At 52.3% G+C, this 17,742-nt stretch carries 15 protein-coding genes and 1 pseudogene; 8 read left to right on the top strand and 8 right to left on the bottom strand.

Going from position 1 to position 17,742, the window contains the following annotated elements; genetic code table 11:
- Nucleotides 1–2,232, bottom strand: a pseudogene (locus R7127_RS25220) (Tn3-like element Tn3 family transposase); the annotation flags it as partial.
- 25 nt (nucleotides 2,233–2,257) lie between these two features.
- Between R7127_RS25220 and R7127_RS25215 the strand changes: the two are divergent.
- Nucleotides 2,258–2,590, top strand: coding sequence for a WbuC family cupin fold metalloprotein (locus R7127_RS25215; protein WP_001393253.1), 333 nt, complete (start codon nucleotides 2,258–2,260; stop codon nucleotides 2,588–2,590).
- A gap of 46 nt (nucleotides 2,591–2,636) precedes the next feature.
- Here R7127_RS25215 and R7127_RS25210 read toward each other — a convergent pair whose 3' ends face one another.
- From R7127_RS25210 to R7127_RS25180, 7 genes are all read right to left on the bottom strand, one after another.
- Nucleotides 2,637–3,512: an extended-spectrum class A beta-lactamase CTX-M-15 gene (locus R7127_RS25210; protein ID WP_000239590.1), complete on the bottom strand. Its 876-nt coding sequence runs from the start codon at nucleotides 3,510–3,512 to the stop codon at nucleotides 2,637–2,639.
- Nucleotides 3,513–3,767: 255 nt separating this feature from the next.
- A complete protein-coding gene (locus R7127_RS25205) occupies nucleotides 3,768–5,030 on the bottom strand; it encodes an IS1380-like element ISEcp1 family transposase (protein WP_000608644.1) in 1,263 nt (420 codons plus the stop codon).
- A 274-nt stretch (nucleotides 5,031–5,304) separates the two neighbouring features.
- Nucleotides 5,305–6,846: an IS91-like element ISCR1 family transposase gene (locus tag R7127_RS25200; protein ID WP_000050481.1), complete on the bottom strand. Its 1,542-nt coding sequence runs from the start codon at nucleotides 6,844–6,846 to the stop codon at nucleotides 5,305–5,307.
- A gap of 404 nt (nucleotides 6,847–7,250) precedes the next feature.
- Nucleotides 7,251–8,090 (bottom strand): sulfonamide-resistant dihydropteroate synthase Sul1, encoded by an 840-nt coding sequence (gene sul1 / locus R7127_RS25195; protein ID WP_000259031.1) that lies wholly within the window; start codon nucleotides 8,088–8,090, stop codon nucleotides 7,251–7,253.
- On the bottom strand, nucleotides 8,084–8,431 hold the full coding sequence (locus R7127_RS25190; protein ID WP_000679427.1) for a quaternary ammonium compound efflux SMR transporter QacE delta 1: 348 nt from the start codon (nucleotides 8,429–8,431) through the stop codon (nucleotides 8,084–8,086). The genes sul1 and R7127_RS25190 overlap by 7 nt, the downstream gene beginning before the upstream one ends.
- Before the next feature lie 178 nt (nucleotides 8,432–8,609).
- Complete coding sequence (gene dfrA27, locus R7127_RS25185) at nucleotides 8,610–9,083, bottom strand: trimethoprim-resistant dihydrofolate reductase DfrA27 (RefSeq protein WP_001749985.1); 474 nt, start codon at nucleotides 9,081–9,083, stop codon at nucleotides 8,610–8,612.
- Nucleotides 9,084–9,215: 132 nt separating this feature from the next.
- Entirely contained in the window at nucleotides 9,216–9,668 is a 453-nt protein-coding gene (locus R7127_RS25180; protein ID WP_001749986.1) for an NAD(+)--rifampin ADP-ribosyltransferase Arr-3, read from the bottom strand.
- 172 nt (nucleotides 9,669–9,840) lie between these two features.
- Here R7127_RS25180 and intI1 point away from each other — a divergent pair, with 172 nt between their 5' ends.
- The 7 genes from intI1 to R7127_RS25145 all read left to right on the top strand — a co-directional run.
- Nucleotides 9,841–10,854 carry a class 1 integron integrase IntI1 gene (gene intI1, locus R7127_RS25175; protein WP_000845039.1) on the top strand — a complete coding sequence of 338 codons (1,014 nt, stop codon included), beginning with the start codon at nucleotides 9,841–9,843 and terminating at the stop codon, nucleotides 10,852–10,854.
- A gap of 296 nt (nucleotides 10,855–11,150) precedes the next feature.
- On the top strand, nucleotides 11,151–11,708 hold the full coding sequence (locus tag R7127_RS25170; RefSeq protein WP_001162012.1) for a recombinase family protein: 558 nt from the start codon (nucleotides 11,151–11,153) through the stop codon (nucleotides 11,706–11,708).
- 2 nt (nucleotides 11,709–11,710) lie between these two features.
- Nucleotides 11,711–14,683 (top strand): Tn3 family transposase, encoded by a 2,973-nt coding sequence (locus R7127_RS25165; protein WP_001138073.1) that lies wholly within the window; start codon nucleotides 11,711–11,713, stop codon nucleotides 14,681–14,683.
- A gap of 78 nt (nucleotides 14,684–14,761) precedes the next feature.
- Complete coding sequence (locus R7127_RS25160) at nucleotides 14,762–15,766, top strand: IS110-like element IS4321 family transposase (protein ID WP_000427623.1); 1,005 nt, start codon at nucleotides 14,762–14,764, stop codon at nucleotides 15,764–15,766.
- 468 nt (nucleotides 15,767–16,234) lie between these two features.
- Nucleotides 16,235–16,849 (top strand): BRCT domain-containing protein, encoded by a 615-nt coding sequence (locus R7127_RS25155; RefSeq protein WP_000019884.1) that lies wholly within the window; start codon nucleotides 16,235–16,237, stop codon nucleotides 16,847–16,849.
- Nucleotides 16,849–17,409 carry a trimethoprim-resistant dihydrofolate reductase DfrA23 gene (gene dfrA23, locus R7127_RS25150; RefSeq protein WP_001143450.1) on the top strand — a complete coding sequence of 187 codons (561 nt, stop codon included), beginning with the start codon at nucleotides 16,849–16,851 and terminating at the stop codon, nucleotides 17,407–17,409. The genes R7127_RS25155 and dfrA23 overlap by 1 nt, the downstream gene beginning before the upstream one ends.
- Nucleotides 17,410–17,485: 76 nt before the next feature.
- Nucleotides 17,486–17,742 (top strand): hypothetical protein (locus R7127_RS25145; protein WP_318148611.1); only part of this gene is annotated, 257 nt, incomplete at its 3' end.

Here is a 17,742-nt window from a genome sequence, read left to right as displayed (position 1 = left end):
TATTTTTCGGGGATCTGATTGCCCTCTGGCAATATCATTCAGCACGCCATAGTCGGCATCATGGTCCATTCGCCAGAAAACCGAAGCACCGGCATCAGCCAGGCGTGGAGAAAACTGGTATCCCAGCAGCCAGAAAAGGCCAAAGACAAGTTCGCTGGCACCTGCTGTATCGGTCATAATTTCGGTTGGATTCAGCCCGGTCTCCTGTTCCAGAAGACCTTCCAGCACAAAGATAGAGTCCCTCAGCGTCCCCGGTATAACGATGCCATGAAAGCCGGAATACTGATCGGACACAAAGTTGTACCAGGTGATCCCTCTGTTATTACCAAAGTATTTGCGGTTCGGTCCGGCATTGATTGTTCTGACTGGCGTAACAAAGCGCATTCCATCTGCAGATGCCACTTCTCCTCCACCCCATATCTGTGCCAGTGGCAGCGTTGCCTGAAAATCAACCAGTCTGGCATTAGCGCTGGTGATAGTTTCAGCCCGCAGATAGTTCGCTTTTGTCCAGTTCAGCCGGTGTCGGGTCAGTGCAGGAACATTTGATCTGATCAGTGGTTCCAGACCGATATTGCAGGCTTCAGCCATCAGCACGGCGCTGATGCTGACGGGCAGATCATCAACTCTGGCACTGGCTTCACTAGCATGGAAAAACTCATCAGCAAATCCGGTATGGGCGTTAATTTCGAGCAGCAACTCCGTTAAATCCACCGGAGGGAGTAGATCACTGATCATTTTGCTCAGTCGTTTCAGACTGTCCGGCTCATCAAGACTGGCGAGGGGAGAAATTGTCAACCGGGGCTTCGGGCCAGAAACATCGAGTTCGACAGCCTCATTTTCGCAAAGACGTGCAGCAACCTGTCTGTAACGACTATCAAGCTGATGACCCAGAGATTTTATTGCTTCCTGCGGGTCTGTCGGGTGCCCCAAAGAACGATAAACCTTAATCCGGTTTGCCTGCCAGTCAGCACCCTGTAGTAATCTTGCACGAGGATCTCCCCACCGGTTACTGCCGGTAACGTAGACATCCCTCCGCCTCAGACTATCCTGCAGTTTACTGAGAAAGCAGAGCGTGTATCCCCTGCGGGTGATATGTTTTTCCTTGTTAATCACCAGCCGTTTCCATGACCGACTGATAATTTCCGTTGGTGCGTCGTCAAAAAACTGCCGCCGTGAGCTGAACTCCCGGCTGAGGTAGTCACAGGCATTCAGAGTGGTAACCCCGGCAGGTGCGGATGAAAATTTAACGGTATTCAGCAGATGGGGCAGGAAACGACGAACGCGCCCGTACTGCTCCACCATTTCTTCATGAAAATTATCGTCTGAGGGCCGGGCAATTTCACGGACAAGCGTGATGATTTCAGCCAGCTTTTGCCTTGGGATGTAGCTGAACACCTCAGCACGAATCGATTCGTCCGGTGTTTCTTCTTTCAGCAGGTACGAACATGCGCTGGCGAGCGCCAATGCAGATTTATCCAGATCCTTCAGCGAGCGGAGCCGTTTTTTCTGCCCAATCTTTCTGGCGTCACGGATGATAACGGCCAGCATGGCGTCCAGAACGTCCAATGCATCATCCAGCGCCAGCGTTTCCCATGCAAGGACAAAGGCAACCAGAACCGCCATCCTTTTCTGCGGTGACATCCTGGCAATATTGAACACCGAAGTCATACCAGCATAACGTGCGAGATTTTTCAGGCGCACAGCCGGGAGTGTACTCAGGTTTTCAGCATGCAGGCCAAAATCGTTCAGAGTTTTCCAGCGTTCAATTGCTTCATTAAACGCCGGACCACTGATGGTCACAGGGCCCTTTTTCAGTGATTCCAGTAAAGACAGGCGGCTGCAATCAGTTGGCCCCAGCAGCATCTCCAGCTGTGAACGCTGTTCGGCTGACGGTATCAGTGCCAGTTTGTTCCACAGGCGCAACGTCGCCTTTTCCCTTACCTCTGAAATCAACCGGGTCAGCGTAGTGGCTCCGGGGAGAATAATACGATGTTGCATAAGCCACCCTGTCGCCAGATCGAAAAGCAGGCCAGGACGTTCGTTGCTTATCCAGCTCCGGGTATATAAAAGACGGGTAAGGCGAAATGTCCAGGGCCAGGCAAATTCACGATACTGATAGTGCTGACGTATCAGCGCTGCATGCTCACGGCGGGTATTTTCCCTCTGACCGTATTCTGCAAGAACGGTGATATCACGAATCCCGAGCTGTCTGGCGGTAAAATGCCGGACGCCGGAAGGAATATGACCTGGGACCTACGTGCGCCCGCACCGACACCCTCACACCTTCGAGCTACTGTTGCCATTAAGGGGTCGTTTCGTGGTGCTGAATTTTGACGATCGGGGTACCGTCACCCATCGGGCGATATTGGGGGAAACCTGTACGGTGCTGGAGATGGCCGCAGGAACCTGGCATGCCGTGCTGTCGCTGGATACCGGTGGCATAATTTTTGAAGTAAAACACGGTGGCTATCAACCCGTGGCTGCCGATGACTATGCGCACTGGGCTCCAGCGGAAGGAGAACCAGGAACCACGGAGCTTATGGCCTGGTATGCGCAAGCGCAGGTGGGCGACAGCACTTTTGCCGTCTAAGGCGATAAACAAAAACGGAATGAGTTTCCCCATTCCGTTTCCGCTATTACAAACCGTCGGTGACGATTTTAGCCGCCGACGCTAATACATCGCGACGGCTTTCTGCCTTAGGTTGAGGCTGGGTGAAGTAAGTGACCAGAATCAGCGGCGCACGATCTTTTGGCCAGATCACCGCGATATCGTTGGTGGTGCCATAGCCACCGCTGCCGGTTTTATCCCCCACAACCCAGGAAGCAGGCAGTCCAGCCTGAATGCTCGCTGCACCGGTGGTATTGCCTTTCATCCATGTCACCAGCTGCGCCCGTTGGCTGTCGCCCAATGCTTTACCCAGCGTCAGATTCCGCAGAGTTTGCGCCATTGCCCGAGGTGAAGTGGTATCACGCGGATCGCCCGGAATGGCGGTGTTTAACGTCGGCTCGGTACGGTCGAGACGGAACGTTTCGTCTCCCAGCTGTCGGGCGAACGCGGTGACGCTAGCCGGGCCGCCAACGTGAGCAATCAGCTTATTCATCGCCACGTTATCGCTGTACTGTAGCGCGGCCGCGCTAAGCTCAGCCAGTGACATCGTCCCATTGACGTGCTTTTCCGCAATCGGATTATAGTTAACAAGGTCAGATTTTTTGATCTCAACTCGCTGATTTAACAGATTCGGTTCGCTTTCACTTTTCTTCAGCACCGCGGCCGCGGCCATCACTTTACTGGTGCTGCACATCGCAAAGCGCTCATCAGCACGATAAAGTATTTGCGAATTATCTGCTGTGTTAATCAATGCCACACCCAGTCTGCCTCCCGACTGCCGCTCTAATTCGGCAAGTTTTTGCTGTACGTCCGCCGTTTGCGCATACAGCGGCACACTTCCTAACAACAGCGTGACGGTTGCCGTCGCCATCAGCGTGAACTGGCGCAGTGATTTTTTAACCATGGGATTCCTTATTCTGGAAGATACGAAATAACAACAACATGAATAGTCCCTAAATTCCACGTGTGTTTTTTATTAGCTTCAAAAATCACTATTTCACGAAGAATTTAGACTGCTTCTCACACATTGTAACATTATTTACAACCACCTTTCAATCATTTTTGATAAATCATTGATTTCATCTTTGCTGCAATGATACTTAATAAACTCTGCAAGTTATCCACAGAGCAACACTCAATTTTATTGATGATATTCTTATTATACCAGACATTTTTCATACACTCCCTTGTACGGATAGTTTTCCGACAACTTCATGATTACATATCTTGCGGTTTTGATTATTTTTGCTGCAAGAAATACATACTTCAAACGAAAGGTCTTTATTTGCTGTCTGTATTCTGAAGAGTCCAAGGAATCAAACTTGAACAACAAAAATAGGTTATATGAAAGCATCATCATTTGAAACACGGCTTCATTCGCCCAAAATGACTTTAGCAAGAGATGACCCACCGCCATGTCGTATTTGGCTTCTTTGATATAGTTTTCAGCATTACCACGCTTTTCATAGTATATAACTACTTTTTCAGAAAGCAAGGTAGTATTTGTTACAAAGAAAAAGTAGTCGTATTCGGAACCTTCTAAAAGTGATAATTGTGCTCTTTCTTTTTCTGGTTTCAGTACGCGAGATACGACAAATCTTCTGTCTTTTTCCCATTTAACTAATTTTGTATACAGTTCTGTAGTTTCTCTACCTTCTTCTCCTTTAACGAATACAATTGATGAATTCGTTGCTTGTGAGGTGAGTGTAGAATAACTTTTGGCTTTAATTAAATATTTGCATCCAAGAGATTCTATCGTTTCGATAATTTTTTCATCAAAGTAGCCACTATCCATTCGAAATAAAATTTCTAAATCGTCTGATTTGATGTTAGCAACAATTTCTTTGATCATTTCCGCAGCACCGTTTGCAGTGTAAGTATTGCCACTTCTTACAAATCCGGTAACATATGCTTTTAATTCGTCGCAAAATGCAAATTGGATATTGTAGCATCGGTTTCCCAGTTTCTTAGGATTATATCCTTTTGACGCACCTTCTTGATGACCTTCTACGTTAATTACACTACTATCAATATCAATCGTAATGGATGTCAATTTACTTTTAGTGAGCAGTTTTTTAAAGACTTTAAAATTAATGTCTCTAAACATTTGGGTTGTCTTGAAGTTGAAGTTTCCTAGAAACCGTGACACTGTTTCAGGTTCTTTTACGGAAATATCAAACTCGTTGACGAGGGGATCATTTTGAAGTAGCTTTAGACGTTCTAACTTATCAATGCCAATGAAGTGACCGCAGAGCATGGTCTTTATATGATTCATCTTGATTTTATTTGTTGAGTCATTATCAAATACGAGGTCATTTTCAATAAAATCAAAAATCCCATTGCTTTTTGCATTCTCAAGGAGCAGAAAAAGACCTGCATTTGATGTTAGATTCTTAGCTTTGAAATCAATTTTATTAATCATAATTAGAACCCCTTTTTACTACTTTTCTTACTATTATTTTACGGGTATAGGAAGTATAAACCACCTTTTTGCTCCTCATCCGAAGTATCTTACCTGAAATTCCCTCACTCGTTTACCGCTCAAGCCCCAATTTTAACTGCCGGTCCAGCCTAAACCGCTCTAATAAGGTTCGATTTGGCGGTAAAATCTCTAGCCTGATAGCTCGAGAGATACAAACTGCCCCACCGCCCCGTTTAAAAGTTGGCAGTGTTGAGCAGTGTTGGATTTGGGGTCGTCAGTCAAAGAGACGACTCTGTGATGGATCGAACAGGCTGGGAGTCAGTGGCGGCGCTCGTTCTGGTGGCAGCTCACGCTGCTTGGCGGCATTCGCCTTGGCTGTTTTCTGTTTCAGATGCTTGAGAATCTGCTCAATGACCTTCGGATCTTCGATGCTGGCAATCACTTTGACGTGACCGCCGCAGTGTTCGCAGACTTCAATATCAATATTGAAGACTCGCTTGAGGCGTTGCATCCAGGTCATGGCGCGGTGGCGCTCTGCAGGACTCTTGTCACGCCAGTTAGTATCGAGACCTTCCGATTTGTCGGGCTTCTTGCCCCGCTTGGCGGGTGTTACTTGAACTCGGTGTTTGCTGTTCGGTGCAAAGACGCCGTGGAAGCGTGTGAGGTTGACTCGCGGCTTAGGTACCAACGCAGCGAGTTTGGCGATGAAGTCCAGCGGCTCGAAGATCACATGGGTGGTGCCATTGCGGTACGGAGTTTTGAGCTCGTAACGCACCTGCCCATTGGCGGTTAATGCCAGACGTTTTTCTGAAACCGCTGGCCGACTAATGTAGCGACACAAGCGCTCAAGCTTATCCCGCTGATGCGCTTCGGCCATCACACCGGCGTGTAGCGAGAAACCAGCATGGTTGGCTACTCGACTGCTTGAGTCGGCTTTATCCTCACGCCCTGGCAAGGTTTGCAGGGTGAAGACTTTGCGCCCTTGCTGGGGGCCGACGGCAATGCGATACGTAACCGAAGCACCATGTAATTGAGTCAGCGTATCGTCTTCGCCCTCTTCCAGTGTCAACCACGTATTCTCGGCATCACGCTCCAAAATCCCACGCTTTTCCATGCAGCGAGCGATGCGATGGCTGAGGGTGTGAGCGAGCGTATTCAGCTCATCGTAAGTGGGTGCCTTGACACGATGGAAGCGTTGCTTGCCATAGTCATCTTCGGCATAGACACCATCGAGAAACAGCATGTGGTAGTGGACATTGAGATTTAGCGCGGAGCCAAAGCGTTGGATAAGAGTCACTGAGCCAGTTTGTGCAGAGGCTTTGGTGTAACCGGCTTTTTTGATCAGATGAGTTGAGAGTGTACGATAGACGATACTCAAGACCTGGCCCATCAGCTGGGGATGGCGAGCCAGCAAAAAGCGTAGCTGGAAAGGAAAGCTGAGCACCCACTGGCGAATGGGCTCCTTGGGGAAGACTTCGTCTATCAGCAGCGCCGCACTCTCGGCCATCCGGCGGGCACCGCAGCTAGGGCAAAAGCCGCGTCGTTTACAGCTGAAGGCGACCAGACGCTCGTGATGACAATCCTCGCAGCGAACCCGCATGAAACCATACTCCAGACGGCCACATTGGAGGAGGTCGTTGAATTCTTGTTGGATGTAGCGAGGCAGGTGTTGACCTTGGGCTTCGAGTGAGGCTTTGAAGGCTGGGTAGTGCTGCTCAACCAGCTGGTAGAGCAGCGTCTGGTCGGGTTGGTGGCGTTCGTAACCGTTTGTTTGAGTGGGCGATTGACTCGCCGTGGCGTTCCTTGCCAGCGACATGGGTATCCTCCGCTGATACTGTGGTTATGTACAGTATCAGCGGCTTGCGTTCAGACGTCCAGTCTGGCCCTAGACATCGCTAAATGCTTAACCCGCAATAGCCCTCACGAGTTGTTATCAGCCACTACCGGTTGAGCGAGAAGGTTTTGGGTTCAGGGTGCTATTGCTCCACCAATCACAATACTGAAGCCCCAACTGTTATCAGTTGGGGCTTTTTCTTGTCTGTTTGCGGCGGTTGCGTTTTATCGGTAGTCGTCGAGCTCTGCACCATCCCACATAAGAGCTTAACGGTGCGATCTTCAACGCCATCACACAAAACTTTCTTTTTCACGCACAGTCAACTTATTGGATGTTTTATTAACAACCCAAAAGGAGATATTTAGCGGGCGGCCGGAAGGTGAATGCTAGGCATGATCTAACCCTCGGTCTCTGGCGTCGCGACTGCGAAATTTCGCGAGGGTTTCCGAGAAGGTGATTGCGCTTCGCAGATCTCCAGGCGCGTGGGTGCGGACGTAGTCAGCGCCATTGCCGATCGCGTGAAGTTCCGCCGCAAGGCTCGCTGGACCCAGATCCTTTACAGGAAGGCCAACGGTGGCGCCCAAGAAGGATTTCCGCGACACCGAGACCAATAGCGGAAGCCCCAACGCCGACTTCAGCTTTTGAAGGTTCGACAGCACGTGCAGCGATGTTTCCGGTGCGGGGCTCAAGAAAAATCCCATCCCCGGATCGAGGATGAGCCGGTCGGCAGCGACCCCGCTCCGTCGCAAGGCGGAAACCCGCGCCTCGAAGAACCGCACAATCTCGTCGAGCGCGTCTTCGGGTCGAAGGTGACCGGTGCGGGTGGCGATGCCATCCCGCTGCGCTGAGTGCATAACCACCAGCCTGCAGTCCGCCTCAGCAATATCGGGATAGAGCGCAGGGTCAGGAAATCCTTGGATATCGTTCAGGTAGCCCACGCCGCGCTTGAGCGCATAGCGCTGGGTTTCCGGTTGGAAGCTGTCGATTGAAACACGGTGCATCTGATCGGACAGGGCGTCTAAGAGCGGCGCAATACGTCTGATCTCATCGGCCGGCGATACAGGCCTCGCGTCCGGATGGCTGGCGGCCGGTCCGACATCCACGACGTCTGATCCGACTCGCAGCATTTCGATCGCCGCGGTGACAGCGCCGGCGGGGTCTAGCCGCCGGCTCTCATCGAAGAAGGAGTCCTCGGTGAGATTCAGAATGCCGAACACCGTCACCATGGCGTCGGCCTCCGCAGCGACTTCCACGATGGGGATCGGGCGAGCAAAAAGGCAGCAATTATGAGCCCCATACCTACAAAGCCCCACGCATCAAGCTTTTGCCCATGAAGCAACCAGGCAATGGCTGTAATTATGACGACGCCGAGTCCCGACCAGACTGCATAAGCAACACCGACAGGGATGGATTTCAGAACCAGAGAAAGAAAATAAAATGCGATGCCATAACCGATTATGACAACGGCGGAAGGGGCAAGCTTAGTAAAGCCCTCGCTAGATTTTAATGCGGATGTTGCGATTACTTCGCCAACTATTGCGATAACAAGAAAAAGCCAGCCTTTCATGATATATCTCCCAATTTGTGTAGGGCTTATTATGCACGCTTAAAAATAATAAAAGCAGACTTGACCTGATAGTTTGGCTGTGAGCAATTATGTGCTTAGTGCATCTAACGCCGCTAAGCAGCGGCACATTTTGCGTTTTGAGCGCAGCGAAGCAAAATGTGTCCGATGGCTTGGATGGTTAACCCCTTTGCCAGATTTGATAGCGATAATTTATATTTGAATGAAATTCCTGCTCGAACACCACATTGAACTCTTTGGGGATTTCCGGAAAGAAAACATTGCCCTCTGGCTCGGAATCTATTGTCGAGATATGTAGCGTGTCGGCATGGGCGATCAGACTCTTGTAGATCTCTCCACCACCAGAAACAACAACATGGTTCGTAAGAGTCTTTAGCTCCCTCATTGCTGCTTCTATAGATGGAAACACAACCACATCATCGTTAGTAGCTACCGATCCTGAGCGGCTGACAACTGCATACTTTCTATTTGGGAGAGCCCCCATTGCCTCAAATGTTTTACGGCCGACTAAGAGCCATTGATTGTAAGTTATTGCTTTAAAAAGCAGCTGCTCACCTTTAGCGTTCCACGGGATATCCGAGCCGCAGCCAATAACCCCATTTCTTGCTTTTGCAGCCATTAGTGATATTTTCACGATACTCCTTTGGGTTAACGCCGCCATAAACGGCGACAGGGTGGCGCGCCTATTGCGCATAAAATGGCGAAGCCATGCGCAACAGGCGCGGAATCTCTGGCGTCCGGTTTGATGGCTTTGTTATGCAAAGGACTAGTCTTCAATGACGTGTAAACCACGGCGCTTTAAGTCCTCCAACGAATCCAACATTCCCCTTATTAATTCAACAGGATGCCCCTCCCAGTCTTCAACAACGCCAACAATTCTCAAGGGTTCGCAGGTTCTATAGGACTGTGTTGGATTACCGGGAAATCTTTTGTTCGTAAGATTCGGATCGTCTTCGAACGGTCCTGTTGGCTCAACTATGTATATGTAGCCGCGACCCTCGAGGCCAGACAGTGACATAGCAAGTTCAGCTCCCCAAACTGCTGGCTCCATCAAGGCTGAAAAGTAGATGTGCTTAAGAATACGACCGTCCTCGAAATGAGAGATGAACCCTGTGGTTAGCAAGTCACCAATCGCCAAATTGGCTTTGGTTCCATGATAGAACGGTCCTTGCACCTGCTTGTAATTATCATGAGAGATGGGAATCCAATCTTTTACCATTTTAAGACCCTTAATTGTTGGGATTTGGCTGCATAACTTTGTTTTAGGGCGACTGCCCTGCTGCGTAACATCGTTGCTGCTCCATAACATCAAACATCGACCCACGGCGTAACGCGCTTGCTGCTTGGATGCCCGAGGCATAGACTGTACAAAAAAACAGTCATAACAAGCCATGAAAACCGCCACTGCGCCGTTACCACCGCTGCGTTCGGTCAAGGTTCTGGACCAGTTGCGTGAGCGCATACGCTACTTGCATTACAGCTTACCAACCGAACAGGCTTATGTCCACTGGGTTCGTGCCTTCATCCGTTTCCACGGTGTGCGTCACCCGGCAACCTTGGGCAGCAGCGAAGTCGAGGCATTTCTGTCCTGGCTGGCGAACGAGCGCAAGGTTTCGGTCTCCACGCATCGTCAGGCATTGGCGGCCTTGCTGTTCTTCTACGGCAAGGTGCTGTGCACGGATCTGCCCTGGCTTCAGGAGATCGGAAGACCTCGGCCGTCGCGGCGCTTGCCGGTGGTGCTGACCCCGGATGAAGTGGTTCGCATCCTCGGTTTTCTGGAAGGCGAGCATCGTTTGTTCGCCCAGCTTCTGTATGGAACGGGCATGCGGATCAGTGAGGGTTTGCAACTGCGGGTCAAGGATCTGGATTTCGATCACGGCACGATCATCGTGCGGGAGGGCAAGGGCTCCAAGGATCGGGCCTTGATGTTACCCGAGAGCTTGGCACCCAGCCTGCGCGAGCAGCTGTCGCGTGCACGGGCATGGTGGCTGAAGGACCAGGCCGAGGGCCGCAGCGGCGTTGCGCTTCCCGACGCCCTTGAGCGGAAGTATCCGCGCGCCGGGCATTCCTGGCCGTGGTTCTGGGTTTTTGCGCAGCACACGCATTCGACCGATCCACGGAGCGGTGTCGTGCGTCGCCATCACATGTATGACCAGACCTTTCAGCGCGCCTTCAAACGTGCCGTAGAACAAGCAGGCATCACGAAGCCCGCCACACCGCACACCCTCCGCCACTCGTTCGCGACGGCCTTGCTCCGCAGCGGTTACGACATTCGAACCGTGCAGGATCTGCTCGGCCATTCCGACGTCTCTACGACGATGATTTACACGCATGTGCTGAAAGTTGGCGGTGCCGGAGTGCGCTCACCGCTTGATGCGCTGCCGCCCCTCACTAGTGAGAGGTAGGGCAGCGCAAGTCAATCCTGGCGGATTCACTACCCCTGCGCGAAGGCCATCGGTGCCGCATCGAACGGCCGGTTGCGGAAAGTCCTCCCTGCGTCCGCTGATGGCCGGCAGCAGCCCGTCGTTGCCTGATGGATCCAACCCCTCCGCTGCTATAGTGCAGTCGGCTTCTGACGTTCAGTGCAGCCGTCTTCTGAAAACGACAAACGATGTCAGAATAGAGTTAAATTTCCTATTGATTGACATATTCCGTCAAAGGTAATAGATTTCATCCTGACACTTTTGCCTTTGGAGGCATCTTGCAAGGTCAACGCATCGGCTATGTCCGCGTCAGCAGCTTCGACCAGAACCCGGAACGGCAATTGGAGGGTGTTCAGGTGGCGCGGGTGTTCACCGACAAGGCTTCTGGCAAGGACACCCAGCGTCCCGAGCTGGAAAGGCTGCTGGCCTTCGTCCGCGAGGGCGACACCGTGGTGGTGCATAGCATGGACAGGCTGGCACGCAACCTTGATGACCTGCGCCGCATCGTCCAAGGGCTGACACAACGGGGCGTGCGCATGGAGTTCGTCAAAGAAGGGCTGAAGTTCACCGGCGAGGACTCACCGATGGCCAATCTGATGCTGTCGGTCATGGGAGCCTTCGCTGAGTTCGAGCGCGCCCTGATCCGCGAACGTCAGCGCGAGGGAATCGTGCTGGCCAAGCAGCGCGGTGCCTACCGGGGACGAAAGAAATCGCTGAACAGCGAACAAATTGCCGAGTTGAAACGGCGAGTTGCGGCAGGCGACCAAAAAACCTTGGTGGCCCGTGACTTCGGCATCAGCCGCGAAACCTTGTACCAGTACCTGCGGGAAGACTGACCATGCCACGCCGCTCAATCCTGTCCGCCACCGAGCGCGAAAGCCTGCTGGCACTGCCAGATGCCAAAGACGAACTGATACGGCACTACACGTTCAACGAAACCGACCTGTCGGTGATCCGTCAGCGTCGCGGCGCCGCGAATCGATTGGGCTTCGCTGTGCAGCTTTGCTACTTGCGATTCCCTGGCACCTTTTTGGGCGTCGATGAGCCTCCGTTTCCGCCCCTGTTGCGCATGGTGGCCGCGCAACTCAAGATGCCAGTGGAAAGTTGGAGCGAGTACGGCCAGCGCGAACAGACACGGCGGGAGCACTTGGTCGAGCTGCAAACGGTTTTTGGGTTCAAGCCCTTCACCATGAGCCACTATCGGCAAGCCGTGCATACATTGACCGAGCTGGCCTTGCAGACCGACAAAGGCATCGTGCTGGCGAGCGCACTTGTCGAGAATCTGCGGCGGCAGAGCATTATCCTGCCCGCCATGAATGCCATCGAGCGCGCAAGCGCCGAGGCCATCACCCGTGCCAACCGACGCATTTACGCGGCGCTGACCGATTCTTTGTTATCACCCCACCGTCAGCGCCTGGACGAACTTCTCAAGCGCAAGGACGGCAGTAAAGTGACGTGGCTGGCATGGCTGCGCCAGTCGCCTGCCAAACCGAACTCTCGCCACATGCTCGAACATATTGAGCGCCTGAAATCCTGGCAAGCACTTGATCTGCCCGCAGGCATCGAGCGGCAGGTTCACCAGAACCGCCTGCTCAAAATCGCTCGTGAAGGTGGCCAGATGACGCCTGCTGATCTGGCAAAGTTCGAGGTGCAACGACGCTATGCCACGCTGGTAGCGCTGGCCATCGAAGGCATGGCCACCGTCACCGATGAAATCATCGACCTTCACGATCGCATCATCGGCAAGCTGTTCAACGCGGCCAAGAACAAGCATCAGCAGCAGTTCCAGGCTTCCGGCAAGGCGATCAACGACAAGGTGCGGATGTATGGGCGCATCGGTCAAGCGTTGATTGAGGCCAAGCAAAGCGGCAGCGATCCGTTCGCCGCCATCGAGGCCGTTATGCCCTGGGACACCTTCGCCGCCAGCGTCACCGAAGCGCAAACATTGGCGCGGCCTGCCGACTTTGATTTCCTGCACCACATCGGTGAAAGCTATGCCACGCTACGCCGCTACGCGCCGCAGTTCCTGGGCGTGCTCAAATTGCGGGCTGCGCCCGCCGCCAAGGGTGTGCTCGATGCCATCGACATGCTGCGCGGCATGAACAGCGACAGCGCGCGCAAGGTGCCCGCCGATGCGCCAACCGCATTCATCAAGCCGCGCTGGGCAAAGCTGGTTCTGACCGACGACGGCATCGACCGGCGTTACTACGAGTTATGCGCCCTGTCGGAGCTGAAGAACGCGCTGCGCTCCGGTGATGTCTGGGTGCAGGGTTCTCGCCAGTTCAAGGACTTCGACGAATACCTGGTGCCGGTCGAGAAGTTCGCCACTTTGAAGCTGGCCAGCGAATTGCCGCTGGCAGTGGCCACCGACTGCGACCAATACCTGCATGACCGGTTGGAATTGTTGGAGGCGCAACTCGCCACAGTCAACCGCATGGCTGCGGCCAACGACTTACCGGATGCCATCATCACCACCGCGTCAGGCCTGAAGATCACGCCGCTGGACGCGGCAGTACCAGACGCCGCGCAAGCCATGATCGACCAGACAGCTATGCTGCTGCCGCACCTCAAAATCACCGAGTTGCTGATGGAGGTCGATGAATGGACGGGCTTCACCCGCCACTTCACACACCTGAAGACCAGCGACACGGCCAAGGACAAAACCTTGCTGTTGACGACGATCCTGGCCGACGCGATCAACCTGGGTCTGACCAAAATGGCCGAGTCCTGCCCTGGCACCACCTACGCCAAGCTGTCTTGGCTGCAAGCCTGGCACATCCGCGATGAAACCTATTCGACGGCGCTGGCCGAGCTGGTGAATGCGCAGTTTCGGCAACCCTTCGCCGGCAACTGGGGTGACGGCACCACGTCATCGTCGGACGGCCAGAACTTCAGAACCGGCAGCAAAGCAGAAAGCACTGGTCATATCAACCCGAAGTATGGAAGCAGTCCAGGACGGACTTTCTACACCCATATCTCCGACCAGTACGCGCCCTTCAGTGCCAAGGTGGTCAACGTGGGCATTCGTGATTCAACTTACGTGCTTGATGGCCTGCTGTACCACGAGTCGGACTTGCGCATCGAGGAACACTACACCGACACGGCAGGCTTCACCGATCACGTGTTTGGCTTGATGCATTTGCTGGGATTTCGCTTCGCGCCGCGTATCCGTGACTTGGGCGAAACCAAGCTATTCATCCCCAAGGGCGATGCCGCCTATGACGCGCTCAAGCCGATGATTAGCAGCGACAGGCTGAACATCAAGCAAATACGCGCCCATTGGGATGAAATTCTGCGGCTGGCCACCTCCATCAAGCAAGGCACGGTAACGGCTTCGCTGATGCTGCGCAAACTCGGCAGCTACCCGCGCCAGAACGGCTTGGCCGTGGCGTTGCGCGAGCTGGGGCGCATCGAGCGCACGCTGTTCATTTTGGATTGGCTGCAAAGCGTGGAGCTGCGCCGCCGCGTCCATGCGGGGCTGAATAAGGGCGAGGCGCGCAACGCGCTGGCCAGGGCGGTCTTCTTCTACCGATTGGGTGAAATCCGCGACCGCAGTTTTGAGCAGCAGCGCTACCGGGCCAGCGGCCTCAATCTGGTGACGGCGGCCATCGTGTTGTGGAACACGGTATATCTGGAGCGTGCCACCAGTGCTTTGCGTGGCAACGGCACGGCGCTGGACGACACATTGTTGCAATATCTGTCGCCGCTGGGGTGGGAGCACATCAACCTGACCGGCGATTACCTATGGCGCAGCAGCGCCAAGGTCGGTGCGGGGAAGTTTAGGCCATTGCGACCGCTGCCACCGGCTTAGCGTGCTTTATTTAATGAGATGGTCACTCCCTCCTTCCCGGTACTATGCTGAGGACAGGCTTTCATTCGGAGAACTATCATGGAAAACATTGCGCTCATTGGTATCGATCTGGGTAAAAACTCTTTCCATATTCATTGCCAGGATCGTCGCGGGAAGGCTGTTTACCGTAAAAAATTTACCCGGCCAAAGTTGATCGAATTTTTGGCGACATGCCCCGCTACAACCATCGCAATGGAAGCCTGTGGCGGTTCTCACTTTATGGCACGCAAGTTGGAAGAGTTGGGGCATTCCCCAAAGCTGATATCACCACAATTTGTCCGCCCGTTCGTTAAAAGCAATAAAAACGACTTTGTCGACGCCGAAGCTATTTGTGAAGCTGCATCGCGTCCGTCTATGCGTTTTGTGCAGCCCAGAACGGAATCTCAGCAGGCAATGCGGGCTCTGCATCGTGTCCGTGAATCCCTGGTTCAGGATAAGGTAAAAACAACCAATCAAATGCATGCTTTTCTGCTGGAATTTGGCATTAGCGTTCCCCGAGGAGCTGCCGTTATTAGCCGACTGAGTACCATTCTTGAGGATAATAGTTTGCCTCTTTACCTCAGCCAGTTATTGCTGAAATTACAACAGCATTATCACTATCTTGTTGAGCAGATTAAAGATTTGGAATCCCAGTTGAAACGAAAGTTGGACGAAGATGAGGTTGGACAGCGCTTGCTGAGCATTCCCTGCGTCGGAACACTGACAGCGAGTACTATTTCAACTGAGATTGGCGACGGGAAGCAGTACGCCAGCAGCCGTGACTTTGCGGCGGCAACAGGGCTTGTACCTCGGCAGTACAGCACGGGAGGTAGGACGACATTGCTGGGAATTAGTAAGCGAGGTAATAAAAAGATCCGAACTTTGTTGGTTCAATGTGCCAGGGTATTCATACAAAAACTGGAACACCAGTCTGGCAAATTGGCCGATTGGGTCAGGGATTTACTGTGCCGGAAAAGCAACTTTGTCGTCACTTGTGCTCTGGCAAACAAGCTGGCCAGAATAGCCTGGGCCCTAACGGCACGACAGCAAACTTATGTAGCATAACGGCAGAAATACACCGGTTTAAAGAATTACTGATCTGGTTTTGCGAATACTGATATTGATGATACTAACGGCCCACCGGCCTGTTGAGGAACCTGTAAAACGGAAAGGCTCATTGAAGCCGTATATTTTCTGGAGGTTCATCAGGCGCGGAACTCATCAAGGCGCGGGAATAAAATCCCATTCAGACGCCGGATAGATTCAAGCAAGCCAACTTGTCGTCAAAATCGGTGTTGCAAAAACGGGAGTGACCATAGATTCCGTTTTCTGAGACGACCCCGAGTATAACCCCATTTGACTCGGACCTTGTATGTTCGTCAGGCGTTAACCGTGATTTTTCATGATTGATTAGTGCGTGGGACACACTAAACCATAAATATTTAGTATAGTGACACTATATTAATGTCAAAATTTGCGTGATTTTTAAAGCGTGAGATAGTTTGAACATCGAAACTTAAGAGGGTGTTCCAAATGTCTCATTCCGTCATGCTAGCCGAACAAGGTGAGTTAAACTTTTCAACCGCACAACGTGTAAGGCACTTGAAGGCGGAAGAGCAGGATTTTGAGTGGTATCCTTCGTCTGAGCATATCATTGATGTAGTTCGACGCGACTTGGTTGAGTCCAAGTTCTTAGAGTCTTACAACAGAGAGTCATCCTTGCTTGATATTGGCGCCGGAGATGACCGTGACCTCATTGTTACTGTTGAAGGGTTCAAGGACAAGACAGCTTTCAAAATCATGGCGGGCATGGCTAGTCATGCTGAGCTGTTCGAGAAGATCAGCACCATTATCAAATTCCAGCAGAAGGTGGCCGTCGGCAAGCGGTTTGCTGGCCAGAAGGTTGTAATCACGGGGTTCCGTGATGGTGCGCTGGAGAAGATGATTGAGGCCGAAGGGGGTGAAATGCAGACCAGCGTGTCAGCAAAAACAACTCTCGTCATCGCAGCCAGCATTTCCGGCAGCAGCGGCAAACTCAAAAAAGTGCACGATTTGAACAATAGCGGCAAGGCGTCAATCAAATTGATGGACCTTGCAACATTCCGCAAGGAATACATCGAACAACAACCATTGGGGGTTGAGTTTTAATGCCAACAGTTGAGATTATTGTTGCAGTTGATCCTGTTGGGGGATTTGGCCGGAATGGCCAAATCCCTTGGACGTGCAAGGAAGACATGAAGCGCTTCACCACCATATCCAAAGAGATTCGAGTGTGTGTGATGGGGAAGAACACATACAAAGACATGCTCGATATGCAAATGAAGAAGGAAGGCGCTGAAGAACGAATCAAAGAGAAGGGAATTCTTCCGGAGCGCGAATCTTACGTCGTGTCCTCGACTTTGAAGCCCGAGGACGTCATTGGAGCCACGGTAGTTCCGGACCTACGTGCGGTGCTCAATCAATATCACGACAGCGATCAACGAATAGCTGTCATTGGTGGAGAAAAGCTGTACGTGCAAGCCCTCGCATCTGCCACAAAAGTCCACATGACGGTAATGCACAAGCCATATAACTGCGATCGGACGTTGCCGATGTCATACATCGACAAAAAGTTTGTTGCAGGTCAAGGGTCTATCACCATTCAAACTGCGGTAGATGGTGAGACCCATCCCGTGAAGTTCATCACATATGAGCGCGCTCGGCCGTAATATAGCAGCAGCTTTACTCTCGGTCTTTTCCTCGCTTGCGGTAGCCCAGCCCGCCGATGAGCTGGAGGCTCGTATATTGGCTGTGTGTCTAAACACAGCCAATGCTGCCGCTGTCATCATACACCATCTTGAAAAAGGTGGTGTTCCTGTTCCCAGCTCCCAACTAAAAGATTTAGCGTTGGAGTTGTCTGACCCACTTCCCCAATCTTATAATGCGGTAAATGTTGGTTTGACTAGTGCGTCAGAAGCTCTCGACAGTACTAGCCACACCCAAGCTATACCGGAAGCGAGAGCTGCGGTGATCGGCATGTGGTGCATCAATGACATTGTATC

It is taken from the genome of Vibrio sp. 1159 (assembly GCF_033340395.1).
Lineage (GTDB): Bacteria > Pseudomonadota > Gammaproteobacteria > Enterobacterales > Vibrionaceae > Vibrio > Vibrio alginolyticus.
This window is presented reverse-complemented; position numbering and strand designations above follow the sequence as displayed.

What these genes read in the sequence shown, in the direction of transcription:
- R7127_RS25210 (WP_000239590.1), bottom strand. Translation starts at nt 3,512, where the DNA reads ATGGTTAAAAAATCACTGCGCCAGTTCACGCTGATGGCGACGGCAACC.
- R7127_RS25205 (WP_000608644.1), bottom strand. Translation starts at nt 5,030, where the DNA reads ATGATTAATAAAATTGATTTCAAAGCTAAGAATCTAACATCAAATGCA.
- R7127_RS25200 (WP_000050481.1), bottom strand. Translation starts at nt 6,846, where the DNA reads ATGTCGCTGGCAAGGAACGCCACGGCGAGTCAATCGCCCACTCAAACA.
- sul1 (WP_000259031.1), bottom strand. Translation starts at nt 8,090, where the DNA reads ATGGTGACGGTGTTCGGCATTCTGAATCTCACCGAGGACTCCTTCTTC.
- R7127_RS25190 (WP_000679427.1), bottom strand. Translation starts at nt 8,431, where the DNA reads ATGAAAGGCTGGCTTTTTCTTGTTATCGCAATAGTTGGCGAAGTAATC.
- R7127_RS25180 (WP_001749986.1), bottom strand. Translation starts at nt 9,668, where the DNA reads ATGGTAAAAGATTGGATTCCCATCTCTCATGATAATTACAAGCAGGTG.
- intI1 (WP_000845039.1), top strand. Translation starts at nt 9,841, where the DNA reads ATGAAAACCGCCACTGCGCCGTTACCACCGCTGCGTTCGGTCAAGGTT.
- R7127_RS25165 (WP_001138073.1), top strand. Translation starts at nt 11,711, where the DNA reads ATGCCACGCCGCTCAATCCTGTCCGCCACCGAGCGCGAAAGCCTGCTG.
- R7127_RS25160 (WP_000427623.1), top strand. Translation starts at nt 14,762, where the DNA reads ATGGAAAACATTGCGCTCATTGGTATCGATCTGGGTAAAAACTCTTTC.
- R7127_RS25155 (WP_000019884.1), top strand. Translation starts at nt 16,235, where the DNA reads ATGTCTCATTCCGTCATGCTAGCCGAACAAGGTGAGTTAAACTTTTCA.
- dfrA23 (WP_001143450.1), top strand. Translation starts at nt 16,849, where the DNA reads ATGCCAACAGTTGAGATTATTGTTGCAGTTGATCCTGTTGGGGGATTT.